The following is a 13,418-nucleotide window of genomic DNA, read 5'->3' as shown; positions in this document are numbered from 1 at the left end:
ACAAACTCCAATCTCGCGTCCATCCGAGACACCTCGCGGAACGGCATCCGACAGCCTCCTTACTGAGCTGTCGAAAGTGTCCACGATGTCTCCGAACACCCGTCCACCATCTCCCCGGTCTGAACAGTGGGAGAGGGTGGATCGCCGCGAAGCGGCGAGACGGGTGAGGGGTATCTTTCCGCGAGTGAACCTCTCGCAATTGGGCAAGCGGAGAGATACCCCTCATCCGGCGCTGCGCGCCACCTTCTCCCACAAGGGGAGAAGGGGCACCTTTGATGCCGCATCGGTTCGGTCTACTCTCTACCGGCAGAAACAAATCGGGAGGCAACCGATGACCGCCATCAAGCCGTTCCGCATCGCCATCAGCGACGAGATCCTCGCCGACCTCAAATCGCGCCTTGCCCGCACGCGCTGGCCGGAGGCGGAGCTGGTCGACGACTGGAGCCAGGGCGCGCCGCTGAAGTGGATCCGGGAGATCTGCGCCTACTGGGCCAGGGATTACGACTGGCGGGCGCGCGAGGCGAAGCTCAATCGCTTCCACCAGTTCACCACCGAGATCGGCGGGCTCGACATCCACTTCATCCACGCGCGCTCGAAGGAGCCGAACGCGCTGCCGCTGATCATCACCCATGGCTGGCCGGGCTCGATCGTCGAATTCCAGAAGGTGATCGCGCCGCTCACCGATCCCGCTGCGCATGGCGGCGATCCCGCCGATGCGTTCCACGTCGTCTGTCCCTCGCTGCCGGGCTTCGGCTTCTCCGAGAAGCCGAAGACGACCGGCTGGGGCGTCGATCGCATCGCCGCGACCTGGGCGAAGCTGATGGAGCGGCTCGGCTATATCCGCTACGGCGCGCAAGGCGGCGATTGGGGCTCGGCGGTGACGACCTCGCTCGGCGCGCAGGACGCGGCACACTGCGCCGGCATCCACATCACGCTGTCCTTCAACTCGCCGCCGCGCATCGAGGGCGAGCCGACGGCGGAAGAGAAACGCGCGCTGGCCGGCCTCAAGCATTATGCCGATCTCGATTCCGGCTATTCCAAGCAGCAATCGACGCGCCCGCAGACGCTCGGCTATGGCCTCACGGATTCGCCGAGCGGGCAGGCGGCCTGGATCCTTGAAAAGTTCTGGGCCTGGACCGATTGCGACGGACACCCCGAGAACATCTTCAGCAAGGACGAGCTGCTCGACAACGTCATGCTCTATTGGGCGACGGAGACGGCGACCTCCTCGGCGCGGCTCTACTGGGAAAGTTTCGGCAAGCGTCGCACCACGCCTGTGGTCGAGGTGCCGACCGGCGTCGCCGCGTTCCCCAAGGAGATCATCACGCCGGTGCGGCACTGGATGCAGCCGAACTTTCCCAACATCACCCATTGGAGCGAGATGGAGAAGGGCGGCCATTTCGCCGCCTTCGAGCAGCCGGATCTGTTCGTGCGCGATGTCAGGAAGTTCTTTGCGACGGTGCGGTGACTGTCTCGTCATTCCGGGGCGACGCGTCAGCGTCGAGCCCGGAATCCATCAGGCGGCGTTTCCTGTGGCCCGATGGATTCCGGGCTCGCCCTTCGGGCGCCCCGGAATGACGGCGCGGGGCTTGTCCCGTGCGTTCGCGGCCCTAGACTAGACTGCACAAGAATAACAAGACCCCGGAAAACGCCAAGCCCATGCTGACGGAAGCAAAGACCTACGACGAACTCGTCCGCAATTTCCGCTGGGACGTCCCGGCACGCTTCAACATCGCCGAGGCGTGCTGCGATCGCCATGCCGACGGCACCGGGCGGCTCGCGCTGGTCTATGTCGACGAGAACGGCGGGACCAGCCGCACCTCCTTCGACGAGGTCGCCGAGATGTCGCGCCGCTTTGCCAATGTGCTGAAGGCGGACGGGCTGGCGCGCGGCGACCGCGTCGCGGTCTTCCTGTCGCAATCGCTGGAATTGCCGATCGCGCATGTCGCGGCGTTTCGCTCCGGCCTGATCTCGATCCCGCTGTTCGCGCTGTTCGGCGAGGACGCGCTGGAATTCCGCCTGTCCAATTCCGAGGCCAAGGCCATCGTCACCGACGAGGGCGGCTGGGCGAAGCTTGCGAAGATCCGCGACCGCCTGCCGGAGCTGAAGAACGTCTATATCGTCGGCACGCGTGCACCGGCTGGCACGACATCGTTCTGGGATGCGGTGAAGGCGGCATCACCCGACTTCGCGCGGGTCGACACCTCATGCGATGACCCTGCGCTGATCATCTACACCTCGGGCACGACAGGCAATCCCAAGGGCGCGCTGCATGCGCACCGCGTCGTGCTCGGCCACCTGCCCAACGTCGAGATGTGCCACAACTTCCTGCCCAGGCCCGGCGATCTCATGTGGACGCCGGCGGATTGGGCCTGGATCGGCGGCCTCATCAACGGCCTGTTCGCGTTCTGGTATCACGGCATCCCCCTCGTCGGCCATCGTGCGCGCAAGTTCGAGCCGCAGGCGGCGATGCAGATGATGGCCGACCTCGGCGTGCGCAACGTCTTCCTGCCGCCGACCGCGCTGAAGCTGATGCGGCAGGCCGGCGTGAAGCATACCGGCGTCAAGCTGCGCAGCATCTTCACCGGCGGGGAATCGCTCGGCAGCGAATTGCTCGGCTGGGTGCGCGAGACCTTCGGCATCGACGCGCACGAGGTGTTCGGCCAGACCGAGTGCAATCTCGTGATCGGCAGCAACTCCAATTTGTTTCCGATCCGCCCGGGTTCGATGGGCAAGGCGACGCCGGGCTTCGACGTCCGCATCGTCAACGACAAGGGCGAGGAATTGTCGCGCGGCCAGCGCGGCATCATCGGCGTGCGCCAGCCGTGCCCCGTCACCATGCTCGAATACTGGCGCAATCCGGAAGCGACCGCGAAGAAATATGCCGGCGCGTTCCTGCTCACCGGCGATCTCGGCGTGCAGGATGCGGACGGCTATTTCTGGTATGTCAGCCGCGAGGACGACGTCATCACCACCGCCGGCTATCGCGTCGGTCCGTCCGAGATCGAGCACACGCTGATGAAGCATCCCTCGGTGGCGATGGCCGCGGTCGTCGGCATCCCCGATCCGATCCGCACCGAATCGATCAAGGCGTGGATCGTGCTGCGTCCGGGCTTTGCCGGCACCGACGCGCTCGCCCGCGAAATCCAGGAGTTCGTCAAGGTGCAGCTCGCCGCGCACGAATATCCCCGCTTCGTCGCATTCGCCGAGACGCTGCCGATGACCGCCACCGGCAAGGTGCTGCGGCGCGAGCTGCGGACCAAGGGCTGACGTTGATCATGGCAAAGGCGCCTCAAGCCGCGGGACTTCACCGCGCCTCGCTCGACAAGCTGCACGATCTCGATGCAGCGCTCGAGCTCATGTATTACGGCTGGCGCGGGATGACGCTGGAGGCGGACGCATATCTTGCCAAGCAGGGCCTGTCGCGTCCGCACCATCGCATCCTCTACGTCGTCGCGCGCCGGCCCGATATCGCGATCGGCGCGCTGCTCGAGGTCCTCGGCATTTCCAAGCAGGCGCTGAACCGGCCGCTCAATCTGCTGCTGGAGCGCAAGCTCGTCACCTCGAAGCGCGCGCCCGAGCAGCATCGCTCGAAGCTGCTGCGCCTGACCGCCGCCGGGCAGCGCATCGAGCAGCGTGCCTCGGACCACGAGCGCAAGGTCATGCGCGAGGCGTTCGATCGCGTCGGGGCGCCCGGGGCCGCGGCCTGGACGGCCGTCATGGAGGCGATCGCCGACCACAATTGACGTTTCTCAAGTCAACATGATTGACATAAGATGCCGGCTTTGCCACTCTCATCGCTAACGAGCGATGGGGAGGGCCGTGTCATGACCGGACGGACGATGAATCGCGCGGCCGCGGAGCCCTTTGTCGCGGCATGGTGCGCGAGCTGGCGCAAGGTCGATATCGACGCCGTCGTCGCGCATCTTGCCGCCGACGCGCAGATGCGCAGCCCTCTGGCGTTGACGCTGACCGGCTCTGCGGTCGTGGCAGGGGCCGAGAACATCCGCGCCTATTGGCGGAAGGCCTACGGCCACATCGAAAGCGCCGACCTGAAGATATTGAGCTGGAGCTGGGACGATGCGATCGCGCGGCTGACGGTGTGGTGGCAGCTGGGCGACACCCGCGCCAGCGAGTTCATGGATTTCGACGATGCCGGCCGCGTCGTTCGCAGTGAAGCCTTCTACGGAAAATGACCATGCGTCTTTCGGATATCGTCCTGCTCCTCAACACGCTCTGGTTCGTCGGCGCCTTCATCCAGTTCAGCATCGCGCAAACCAACACGCTGAAGATATTGCTGCCGCGCGAAGAGCGCAGCAATCCGATCGCGCCGACCCTTGCGGCCAGCGTTGCGTTTCTCGGCGGAATGAACCTGCCGATAGGGCTGCTGTCGCTCTATCTTCTGGCGGCGCGTCCGTCCTTCTTCCAGCCGGTCGAAGCCCAGCTCGTGTTGTTCGTGTTCTTCGCCGCCTGCCATTTCAGCCAGTTCGCCTACAATGTTCCGGTGCTGATGCGCGGCGGCCGGGTCGGGGTCGCCTACTGGCCGGTGCTGAAGGGCCCGATGCTCAGAATCTTCGTCATCGACGCGGGCCTGTTCGCGGCCAATCTCGCCGTGGCGCTTCTGCTCGCATCGCGCTCCTAACTATCGCGACTATCGCGGCCTCGCTGCCAGGGCGGACCGCAGCATCGTGGCAAGATCCTGCCTTCGGAACGGCTTCGTCAGGATGCGGGCGTTGATCCCGTCCGGCGTCTTGACGGGATCCTGGCTGTAGCCTGAGGTGAAGAGCACCTTGAGATCGGGCCGCAGCACCGTTGCTTGTCTTGCGAGCTCCGGCCCGAACATGCCGCCGGGCATTACGACGTCGGTCAACAGCAGCTGGATCTCCCCGTTTCGGTGCAGCAATTCCAGCGCCGCGGGTCCGTTCGAGGCGGTGATGACGCGGTAGCCGAGCGCCTTCAGCTCGTTCTCGACATAGGCGCGCACCATGTCGTCGTCCTCGACGAGGAGGATGGTCTCGCGCTCCGCCTGTGTGACGGTCCGCTCCGCAGGCGGCGGATCTTCGCTTGGCGGTGTTGCGAGGCGGGGAAAGAACAGCCTGACGACGCTGCCTTGGCCCGGCTCCGACTGCATTTGCACGAGTCCGCCGGATTGTTGTGCAAACCCGTAGACCATGCTCAGGCCGAGGCCGGTCCCCTTGCCGACCTCCTTGGTCGTGAAGAACGGCTCGAACGCGCGGCTCGCCACTTCGGAGCTCATGCCGCTGCCGGTATCCGTGACCGCCACCATGACGTAGTCGCCGGGCCGCGGCTCGCCGTTGACGTCGAGGTCGGATTGGCCGAGCGAGCTGTTGCGGACCTCGACGGTCAGCTTGCCGCCTTCCGGCATTGCGTCGCGTGCGTTGAGCACGAGGTTGAGAACCGCGGTTGCCAATTGGCCGGGATCGACGCTGGCAAGCCACAAACCCGGCGCGAACGTGAAGTTGCACTCGATGTGCTCGCCCAGGGTCCGGCGCAGCAGCTGCTCCATGCCGAGGATCTTTTCGGCGATGTCGACCTCTCTCGGCCGGAGCGGCTGCTTGCGCGCGAAGGCGAGCAGGCTGCGTGTCAGGTCGGAGCCGCGCTCGGCGGCGGTCGCGATGTCGCCGGCGATCCGCTGCAATTCCCTGTTGCCCGCCAGCCTGTCGGCAAGATGCTCCGAATTGCCGAGGATGACGGTCAAGAGATTGTTGAAGTCATGCGCCACGCCGCCGGTGAGCTGGCCCATGGCCTCCATCTTCTGGGACTGGCTGAGCTTGTGGCTGAGGTCGGCGATGGCGGCGCGTTGCTGCTCGAGCGACTCGGCGGTGCCGTTGAGCAGGGTCATCAATCCGCCGAGCTCGCCGCGCGGATGGGGCGGCGGAATTCGTGCGCTGAGATCGCCGCGCCCGAGCCTTTTCGCCATCACGGCGAGCCGCCCGACCTGGCGCCCGATGCTCACCGTGGTGAGGATCCACAAGCCGGCCAGGAGCAGCAGCAAGGCCACCGCGAGGATCGCCATGTCCTCGTAAAGCCGGCGGTTTGCAGCCGCGACCAGTCCGTCCTTGGAACGTCCGACCAGGATGTAGAGGCCGGCCTTGCGGATCGAGGCATTGCGGGCAACGCCCCAGATCTGCGCGTGGCCCCCGCGGTCGGTCACCTCCCGAAATGGCTCGCCGTCGGGCGCTGCCGCGAAGCGGAACAGGTCGGAGCCCGCAATGGATCCGCCGACGGGCTCGCGCCAGCCGCCCCCCTTGGGCGCTGCCAGGACCGTACCCTTGGCATCGACGAAGAGGATGTCCTTTTCGGCGAGCAGCCGCTTGTCGTGAAACTCTGCGAACTTGTTCAGGTTGAACGACGCGAGCAGCACGAATTTCAGCGCGCCCGTCTCTGATCGCACGGGATAGGCGATCTGGAGCACCGAGAGTCCGGTGAGGCGGCCGAACACCGGCTCTACCGCGACGACGCCTTGAAGAGTCTTGACCTCCTTGAAATAGCCGCGGTCGTTCAGGTCGAGCGTGCGGTTGGTCCGCAGCGAGTCGCAGAACAGTCTGCCGTCAGGATCGATGGTCAGGATGCCCGTGAACTGCGGATATTCCTCGCGGACATCCGACAGAAACGCCGAGCACGCCGCCTTGTCGCGCGTGTCGAGGTCGCGCGCACGGGCGAGACCATAGTGAAGCTGGGCGGTGCCCTGGATCTTCTCGTCCAGATCGCTCGCGATGTCGTCGGCGGACGCGGCCAGATTGGCCAGCGCCGCATCGATCTCGCTGGTCCGGTTCTGCATGAACCGCAGCCCGACCAGAATCGCCGGTACCAGCATGGCCGCGATGACGAGGATCAGTAATCGGGTGCGCAGGCTCATCTGTTGGGCGGTCCGTTCTGATCATCGCGCGTTGGCTTGAAGGTAAAATTTGCGGACGATTGTCGGCTCAGTCCATAGCAATCTGCTCGAAAATCACATGGAAGAGTAAAGAATTCGAGGCGTGGCTCTGCTGGCCGCCGCTCCTTGCCGTCATCCGGCATTAAGTTGCACCTGCGCGCAGTGGCGCTAATATCGCGTTCAAGCCGCGCGCGACGCAAGATCGCGCCGATCTGTGGAGGATGCTGATGTCCGTTTCGGGCAAGGTCGATCCGGTGGTGCGTCCCATCGCGGCGAACGACATCGCCGAAGCGCTGGTCGAGGGGCTGCGTGATTTCCAGGCACTGCCGCTTTACGGTCTGTGCTTCGGCGCGCTTTACGCCGCCGGCGGCATCGCCATCATGCTGTGCTTCACCGCCTTCGGCATGGTCTATCTGGTCTATCCCCTGGCGGCCGGCTTCGCGCTGATCGGACCGTTCGTGGCGATCGGCCTCTACGAGGTCAGCCGCCGCCGCGAGCTCGGCCAGCCGGTCTCCTTCGGCGCGATCTGGTCGGCCGTGCGCTCGCGCAGCGAGATCGGCTGGATGGCGTTCGTCACGCTGTTCGTATTCGTGGTCTGGATGTACCAGGTGCGGCTCCTGATCGCGCTGCTGCTCGGCTTGAACGCCTCGTTCTCGAGCCTTCAGGAGTTCATGACGGTGGTGCTGACGACCAACGAGGGCCTGCTGTTCCTCGGCATCGGCAATGCGGTCGGTGCCGTGCTGTCGCTGATCCTGTTCTCGCTCACCGTGGTGTCGTTTCCGCTGCTGCTCGACCGCGAGGTCGATTTCGTCACGGCGATGGTGACGAGCGTGCGCGCGGTGGTGACGAGCCCGCTGCCGATGATCTCGTGGGCCGCCGTGATCGTGATGCTGCTGATCGTGTCGGCGCTGCCCTATTTTCTCGGGCTGATCGTAACGCTGCCGGTGCTCGGGCATGCGACCTGGCATCTCTACCGGCGCCTGGTGGCGCCGGTGTAGCTCGCTGCCTTCGTCCCTTGGGCAGTGCCGTAGGGTGGGCAAAGGCGCACTTGCGCCGTGCCCACGACCAGCTCAATACCGCAACAGATGCGTGGGCACGCTTCGCTTTGCTCGATAGTTTCGCTGGAACGACGAACGCCTACGGCGTCTTGATGCCCATAGCCTTCAGCGCCTCCAGCAACCGCACCGGCGGAGACATCTCGATATGCGGCGCCTTGCCCGTCTCCAGCAGGCTCTTCAATCCGGAGAGGATCGCGGGCCAGCCGGTGCGGCCGCCGGAGAGGATGTCGTCGCTGAGCGCGCGGTCGTGGCGTTGGCTCAAGGTGAGGCGGACGGCTTCGCCGGCCTGCTCAATCTCGTAGGTGACAATGGTTGTGCCGAGCTTTTCCACGAGGTCCGGCCAATTGACGTTCCAGCTCACCGTGAGTCTCCTCGGCGGATCGTATTCGAACACTTCGCCGCGGATGTGCTCGGAGCCGTCGGGCGCGTGCACGATGAAGCTGCCGCCGAGCTTCGGCTCCATCTCTACCGCAAAGCCGGAGAAATATTTCCGGCTGAACTCGGCGGAGGTGAGCGCCTCCCACACCTTCTCCGGCGTCGAGGCGATGTAGATGGTGTAGACGGTCAGCGGTTTGAATTGATCGAGGTTCATCACGCAACCCCCTCGATACCGAGCGCGGCGGGCGGGATCGTCGGCGTCTTGCCGGTTTCCGATATGGTCACGTCGACGAAGTCCGGCTTACTCATCGCGCTTCTCCAACTGACGTTTCAACTCGCCGAGCGCGGTGAGCTTGCCGCGCTCGAATTTCCTGATCCAGCGTTCGCCGATCTGATGGATCGGCACCGGGTTGAGGTAGTGCAGCTTCTCCCGGCCATGCCTGATGGTCGTGACGAGATTGGCATCCTCCAGAATCGCAAGGTGCTTGGTTACGGCCTGCCGCGTCATCGCAAGGCCCTCGCAGAGCTCGTTCAGCGTCTGGCCGTTCCTGGCGTGAAGCCGGTCCAGGAGCGAGCGTCGCGATGCATCCGCGAGCGCTTTAAAGACCTCGTCCATGGCAACTATAATATGCAACCAAATGGTTGCATGTCAAGCAGAACGTCATTCCGGGGCGCGCGAAACGCGAACCTGGACTCTCGAATCGAGCTTTTTGTCGCGCGCAATCGGCCGTGCTAGCTTCTCATCTCAGCCAGCGCAGACTGGTTCCGGGAGGACTTTCATGTTCCGTCGCGCTTCACTTGCTGCCGCCGTTGTCCTCTTCGCCTGCAGCAACGTGGTCCACGCCCAGAAGCAAACCGTCGGCGCGCCGCCTGAAGCGTCCAACATGAAGCTCGTCGGCTATCATGACCTCCAGGCTCGCAGCGCCTATCAACCGACCATCCATCACCAGGGCGACCGCTGGATCGCCTATATCGGCCATCATGGCGGCACGGAGGATGTGCCCGCGCCCGCCAACCCGATGACGGGCAAGGCCGAGCCGAACGGAACGTCCATTGTCGACGTCACCGATCCCGCGCGTCCGAAATATCTGCGGCACTTGCCGGGGCAGGAGGGCAAGTACGAATCCGGCGGCGCGCAGATGGTGCGGGTCTGCGACGGCAAGGCATTGCCGAAGGGCGATCCCAATGCGGTCTACATGCTCAGGACCTTCGGCAGCGAGGCGCATGAGATCTGGAACGTCACCGATCCCGCCAGCCCGGTGCTCATCACGCGCCTCGGCGGCTTGAAGGACACGCACAAGAGCTGGTGGGAATGCGACACCGGCATTGCCTATCTCGTCTCGGGGCCGCCGGACTGGCGCACGCGGCGCATGACGCAAGTCTACGATCTCTCCGATCCGGCGCGCCCGCACAAGATCCGCGACTTTGGTCTGCCGGGTCAGGAGCCCGGCTCGACCGGCGCGGTGCCGACTGCGTTGCACGGGCCGATCTCGACCGGGCCCAACGGCAACCGCGTCTATTTCGGTTACGGCACCAACAAGGGCGGCATATTGCAGATCGTCGACCGCAACAAGCTCCTGAGCGGGGCAAAGGAGCCGACGCCGGACAATCTGCGCTATCCCGAGATTGCGCGGCTGCCGATCTCCGCCTTCAACGGCGCGCACACCACGTTTCCGATGCTCGACATGCCGATTGCTGAATTTTCCGAGGACAAGGACGGCAAGACCCGCGACATCGTCATGATCGTGAACGAAGCGATCCTCAACGAATGCGGCGAGGCGCGGCAGATGGTGTGGTTCGCCGACGTCACCACCGAGTCGCGGCCGATGATGATCTCGAGCTACACCGTGCCGGAGGCGAGCGGGCAGTTCTGCCAGCGTGGCGGCCGCTTCGGCGCGCATTCGTCGAACGAGAGCATGGCGCCGGTCTATTACAAGAAGATGGCCTTCATCGCCTTCTTCAATGCCGGCGTGCGCGCGCTCGACATCCGCGATCCCTATCATCCCAGGGAGGTCGGCCATTTCATTCCGTCGATCACCGCTGCAACCGACAAGCGCTGCATTCCGATCGAAGGCGGCGAGCGCTGCAAGGTCGCGATCCAGACCAACAATGTCGAGACCGACGACCGCGGCTACATCTACATCGTCGACCGCGCCAATACCGGCCTGCACATCCTCGAGCTGACCGGCCCCGCGCGCACGGCCGCCGGCCTGCCGAAGAACTGACGATGCGGCGCGGGTGCCCACGATCTCCCCTCATTCTCCGCTGTCATCACCCGCGAAAGCGGGTGATCCAGTACGCCGCGGCGGTCGTGAAATACGGAGAGGCCGCGGCGTGCTGGATACCCGCCTTCGCGGGTATGACACCGGCGGTGGGGCGCAAACGTTGCGCTCATCCGGCTTCCGTTTCCGCCTCTCGCATGCATTAATGGCTCCAAACCGCTTTCAGCCGAGTCCCTCCCATGATGTCCATGCAAGCCTATCTCGCCTTCGTCGCCGCCTGCATTGCGCTGGCGCTGCTGCCGGGGCCGATCGTCACCCTCGTCATCGCCAACGGCCTGCGCCACGGCACGCGCGCCGCGCTCACCAATGTGGCCGGCGCCCAGGCCGGACTTGCCATCGTGATCGGCATCGTCGCGGTCGGCCTGACCTCGCTGATGGCGACCATGGGCTATTGGTTCGACTGGGTGCGCTTTGCCGGCGCCGCCTACCTGATCTGGCTCGGCATCAAGCTGATCTGGGCGCCGGTCGAGGGCGTCGATGTCGACACGCCGCCTCCGCCGCCGCGCGGCGGCTTCTTCCTGCAGGGGTTCTTGGTGCTGCTGTCGAACCCGAAGGTGCTGGTGTTCTTCGGCGCCTTCATCCCGCAGTTCATGGACATGAACCAGCCGCACTTTCCGCAGGTCGCGCTGCTGGGCGCCACCTTCATGGTCACCGCCGTGATGACGGACGCGCTCTATGCCATCGCCGCCGGCCGTGCGCGAAAGTTCTTCTCGGCGCGCCGCACGCGGATGATGTCGCGCATCTCCGGCGGCTTCATGATCGGCGGCGGCATCTGGCTGGCGTTGACGCGAGCGAAGTGAGCCCTACACCGGCCGCTCCGCGGTCTGCTCGACCGCGATCTCGCCAAGTATCGCTGCAAGAATCCCTGCCAGCCGTTCGGCCCGTTGCCGCTGGCCGGACTGGTCCGCGATCAGGTCCTGCCGGATCTCGATGCCGGTGTTGACAAGGTCGCGCCCTTCGCCGTGCACGGGGATGGTGTAGTCGGTGAGGTCGCTCACCGCATAGGGCTCGTTGTCGCCGACGACGAGGTCGCCGTCCGCGCGCAGGTGCTTGAGCAGCAGCTGCGGCAGCACGGTGTCGCGATTGTAGAGCGCGGCGATGTGCCAGGGCCGCGCGACGCCTGCATAGACAGGCGTAAAGCTGTGCAGCGACACCAGCACGGTCGGCTGACCGGCGCGCACGCGGCGGTCGATCGCGGCATCGATGCGATCGTGATAGGGCTCGAAGATCTCGCGCCGCCGCGCCGCGCGCTCCTCATCCGAAATGCCTTCGTTGCGCGGGATCGCGGTCGCTTCGGAGATGACCGGGATCGAGCTGGCCGCTTCGGGCGGGCGGTTGCAGTCGATCACGAGCCGCGAATAGCGCTGCGCAATCAGATGGGCATCCAGCAGCGTTGCGAGGTGCTCGGCAACGCCGGCAATGCCGATGTCCCAGGCGATGTGCCGCGTCAGCTCGGCCTCGGTGACGCCGAGGTCGCCGAGCGCGCGCGGCAAGACCCGTCCGTAATGATCCGAGGTGAGCAGGAAAGGCGACGTCCCCCGCGCATTCACCTCATGCACGGGCGGAACGTCGCCCTCGCCGAGCAGATGATCGGCCGCCTCGGCCGTATGCAGGTCCATCCTGATTGCCTATGAAACGATTACGTGTTGAAACGAAGTAACGATATTGCCTCGGCGTCGCAACGTTGGAACAGCATGACCTCCGATCGCCTCTTCGTCTACGGCACCCTGATGCGCGGCTTCGACCATCCGATGGCGCGGCTGCTGGCGGGGCACGCCGAATTCTTGGGCGAAGCGACCTGCCGCGGCCGGCTCGTTCTGGTGAAGCATTATCCGGGCTTGCTGCTGTCGGGCGCGGCCACCGATCTCGTCTATGGCGAGCTGTTTCGGATGCGCGTGCCGGACGAGCTGCTGCGCGAGCTCGACATGTACGAGGCCTGCGGCGAAGGCTTTCCCGAGCCGACCGAATATCTGCGCCGGCTGGTCGAGGTGACGTCGCCCGACGGCACCGCGGAGAAGGCCTGGACCTATGTCTACAACTGGCCCGTCACCGACATGCCCCGCATCGAGTCCGGGCGTTTCCTGGAGCATTAGATATCTTCGAGCATGATCTTATCGGAAAACCGCTGCGCACTTTTCCGGATCATGCTCTAGGCCGACAGCACTTCCTTCACTACGCGCACGTCGACCTCGCGCTCGACGTAAGTCCATTCCTCGGTCTGCCTCAGCATCGCAACCAGCTCCTCGAACAGCGAGGCATGCGCGGGGGCGAATTCGAACCAGGTGAGGAAATCGAAGGGCTCGCCGAGGTCGCGGCAGTGATAGAGCTGGCGCGCGATCGCCGGCAGGAAACGAAGACTGCTCGCGATGTGGTGCGATCTGTCCTCGAAGATCTTGCGCCGCTCCTCCTGCGTCAGCTCCCACCAGGCCTGCGACTTGCGGATTGGGATCAGCGCCGCGGAGGTCGCCTCGGGACGGCCGAGGCCGGCCTGCGCGGCGACGAGCTTCTCCTTCTCGGCCCGCTCGGTGTAGCGCAGGCTGCTGGCAACGCCGACCAGCCGCCACGCATTGCGCGAGGGCACCAGCGGCAACGACACGGCCTCGCTGTCGGTCACCGACAGCGCAGGCACGAAGGGCAGGGGCTCGCCCGTCACCGGTGCAATCGAGGTCACACGCCAGCCCCCGCTCTGGCCGCCTCGAAATGTCCTGAACATGGCCTATGGAAGCGTGGAACCGGGGCGGGTTCAAGCTTTTCCCGTCATTCCGGGCTCGCGCTCCGCGCGCCCCGGAATGACGGAAGGGC

Annotated in this window: 14 protein-coding genes; 9 read left to right on the top strand and 5 right to left on the bottom strand. The window is 65.1% G+C overall.

The window, feature by feature from the left end; translation table 11 throughout:
• The first annotated feature begins 331 nt into the window (after positions 1–331).
• From DCM79_RS01665 to DCM79_RS01645, 5 genes are all read left to right on the top strand, one after another.
• Positions 332–1,468, top strand: a complete 1,137-nt coding sequence (locus tag DCM79_RS01665) for an epoxide hydrolase family protein (RefSeq protein ID WP_257178240.1) — start codon at positions 332–334, stop codon at positions 1,466–1,468.
• A 191-nt stretch (positions 1,469–1,659) separates the two neighbouring features.
• Positions 1,660–3,270 (top strand): acyl-CoA synthetase, encoded by a 1,611-nt coding sequence (locus DCM79_RS01660; RefSeq protein WP_257178238.1) that lies wholly within the window; start codon positions 1,660–1,662, stop codon positions 3,268–3,270.
• A gap of 8 nt (positions 3,271–3,278) precedes the next feature.
• Positions 3,279–3,746, top strand: a complete 468-nt coding sequence (locus tag DCM79_RS01655) for a MarR family winged helix-turn-helix transcriptional regulator (protein WP_257178236.1) — start codon at positions 3,279–3,281, stop codon at positions 3,744–3,746.
• 81 nt (positions 3,747–3,827) lie between these two features.
• Complete coding sequence (locus tag DCM79_RS01650; protein ID WP_257178235.1) at positions 3,828–4,196, top strand: nuclear transport factor 2 family protein; 369 nt, start codon at positions 3,828–3,830, stop codon at positions 4,194–4,196.
• A 2-nt stretch (positions 4,197–4,198) separates the two neighbouring features.
• Positions 4,199–4,642, top strand: a complete 444-nt coding sequence (locus DCM79_RS01645; protein ID WP_257178233.1) for a hypothetical protein — start codon at positions 4,199–4,201, stop codon at positions 4,640–4,642.
• 9 nt (positions 4,643–4,651) lie between these two features.
• On the opposite strand, the gene DCM79_RS01640 is transcribed toward DCM79_RS01645, so the two are convergent.
• Entirely contained in the window at positions 4,652–6,880 is a 2,229-nt protein-coding gene (locus DCM79_RS01640) for an ATP-binding protein (RefSeq protein WP_257178232.1), read from the bottom strand.
• 245 nt (positions 6,881–7,125) lie between these two features.
• Between DCM79_RS01640 and DCM79_RS01635 the strand changes: the two genes are divergently transcribed.
• Complete coding sequence (locus DCM79_RS01635; protein WP_257178230.1) at positions 7,126–7,896, top strand: DUF2189 domain-containing protein; 771 nt, start codon at positions 7,126–7,128, stop codon at positions 7,894–7,896.
• A gap of 139 nt (positions 7,897–8,035) precedes the next feature.
• Here DCM79_RS01635 and DCM79_RS01630 read toward each other — a convergent pair whose 3' ends face one another.
• Together DCM79_RS01630 and DCM79_RS01625 are read right to left on the bottom strand one after the other, a co-directional pair.
• On the bottom strand, positions 8,036–8,548 hold the full coding sequence (locus DCM79_RS01630; RefSeq protein ID WP_257178229.1) for an SRPBCC family protein: 513 nt from the start codon (positions 8,546–8,548) through the stop codon (positions 8,036–8,038).
• Positions 8,549–8,635: 87 nt separating this feature from the next.
• Entirely contained in the window at positions 8,636–8,950 is a 315-nt protein-coding gene (locus DCM79_RS01625) for a helix-turn-helix transcriptional regulator (RefSeq protein WP_257178228.1), read from the bottom strand.
• A 163-nt stretch (positions 8,951–9,113) separates the two neighbouring features.
• On the opposite strand from DCM79_RS01625, the gene DCM79_RS01620 reads away from it, so the two are divergent.
• Together DCM79_RS01620 and DCM79_RS01615 are read left to right on the top strand one after the other, a co-directional pair.
• Positions 9,114–10,559: an LVIVD repeat-containing protein gene (locus tag DCM79_RS01620; protein ID WP_257178227.1), complete on the top strand. Its 1,446-nt coding sequence runs from the start codon at positions 9,114–9,116 to the stop codon at positions 10,557–10,559.
• A gap of 236 nt (positions 10,560–10,795) precedes the next feature.
• Positions 10,796–11,416: a LysE family translocator gene (locus tag DCM79_RS01615; RefSeq protein ID WP_257178225.1), complete on the top strand. Its 621-nt coding sequence runs from the start codon at positions 10,796–10,798 to the stop codon at positions 11,414–11,416.
• 3 nt (positions 11,417–11,419) lie between these two features.
• Here the strand turns inward: DCM79_RS01615 and DCM79_RS01610 are convergent, their stop codons facing one another.
• Positions 11,420–12,235, bottom strand: coding sequence for an N-formylglutamate amidohydrolase (locus tag DCM79_RS01610; RefSeq protein WP_257178224.1), 816 nt, complete (start codon positions 12,233–12,235; stop codon positions 11,420–11,422).
• A 75-nt stretch (positions 12,236–12,310) separates the two neighbouring features.
• Here DCM79_RS01610 and DCM79_RS01605 point away from each other — a divergent pair, with 75 nt between their 5' ends.
• Positions 12,311–12,709, top strand: a complete 399-nt coding sequence (locus DCM79_RS01605) for a gamma-glutamylcyclotransferase (RefSeq protein ID WP_257178223.1) — start codon at positions 12,311–12,313, stop codon at positions 12,707–12,709.
• A gap of 56 nt (positions 12,710–12,765) precedes the next feature.
• On the opposite strand, the gene DCM79_RS01600 is transcribed toward DCM79_RS01605, so the two are convergent.
• The gene (locus DCM79_RS01600) at positions 12,766–13,329 is read right to left on the bottom strand and encodes a chlorite dismutase family protein (protein WP_257178222.1); all 564 of its coding nucleotides are present in this window, start codon (positions 13,327–13,329) and stop codon (positions 12,766–12,768) included.
• Positions 13,330–13,418 lie beyond the last annotated feature (89 nt).

The organism is Bradyrhizobium sp. WBOS07 (genome assembly GCF_024585165.1).
GTDB classification, from domain to species: Bacteria; Pseudomonadota; Alphaproteobacteria; order Rhizobiales; family Xanthobacteraceae; genus Bradyrhizobium; species Bradyrhizobium japonicum_B.
Note: the sequence above shows the minus strand (reverse complement) of the source record. Positions and strands in the feature narration are given on the sequence as shown.

What these genes read in the sequence shown, in the direction of transcription:
- DCM79_RS01615 (WP_257178225.1), top strand. Translation starts at nt 10,796, where the DNA reads ATGATGTCCATGCAAGCCTATCTCGCCTTCGTCGCCGCCTGCATTGCG.
- DCM79_RS01655 (WP_257178236.1), top strand. Translation starts at nt 3,279, where the DNA reads ATGGCAAAGGCGCCTCAAGCCGCGGGACTTCACCGCGCCTCGCTCGAC.
- DCM79_RS01640 (WP_257178232.1), bottom strand. Translation starts at nt 6,880, where the DNA reads ATGAGCCTGCGCACCCGATTACTGATCCTCGTCATCGCGGCCATGCTG.
- DCM79_RS01665 (WP_257178240.1), top strand. Translation starts at nt 332, where the DNA reads ATGACCGCCATCAAGCCGTTCCGCATCGCCATCAGCGACGAGATCCTC.
- DCM79_RS01620 (WP_257178227.1), top strand. Translation starts at nt 9,114, where the DNA reads ATGTTCCGTCGCGCTTCACTTGCTGCCGCCGTTGTCCTCTTCGCCTGC.
- DCM79_RS01600 (WP_257178222.1), bottom strand. Translation starts at nt 13,329, where the DNA reads ATGTTCAGGACATTTCGAGGCGGCCAGAGCGGGGGCTGGCGTGTGACC.
- DCM79_RS01630 (WP_257178229.1), bottom strand. Translation starts at nt 8,548, where the DNA reads ATGAACCTCGATCAATTCAAACCGCTGACCGTCTACACCATCTACATC.
- DCM79_RS01610 (WP_257178224.1), bottom strand. Translation starts at nt 12,235, where the DNA reads ATGGACCTGCATACGGCCGAGGCGGCCGATCATCTGCTCGGCGAGGGC.
- DCM79_RS01650 (WP_257178235.1), top strand. Translation starts at nt 3,828, where the DNA reads ATGACCGGACGGACGATGAATCGCGCGGCCGCGGAGCCCTTTGTCGCG.
- DCM79_RS01645 (WP_257178233.1), top strand. Translation starts at nt 4,199, where the DNA reads ATGCGTCTTTCGGATATCGTCCTGCTCCTCAACACGCTCTGGTTCGTC.
- DCM79_RS01605 (WP_257178223.1), top strand. Translation starts at nt 12,311, where the DNA reads ATGACCTCCGATCGCCTCTTCGTCTACGGCACCCTGATGCGCGGCTTC.
- DCM79_RS01660 (WP_257178238.1), top strand. Translation starts at nt 1,660, where the DNA reads ATGCTGACGGAAGCAAAGACCTACGACGAACTCGTCCGCAATTTCCGC.
- DCM79_RS01625 (WP_257178228.1), bottom strand. Translation starts at nt 8,950, where the DNA reads ATGGACGAGGTCTTTAAAGCGCTCGCGGATGCATCGCGACGCTCGCTC.
- DCM79_RS01635 (WP_257178230.1), top strand. Translation starts at nt 7,126, where the DNA reads ATGTCCGTTTCGGGCAAGGTCGATCCGGTGGTGCGTCCCATCGCGGCG.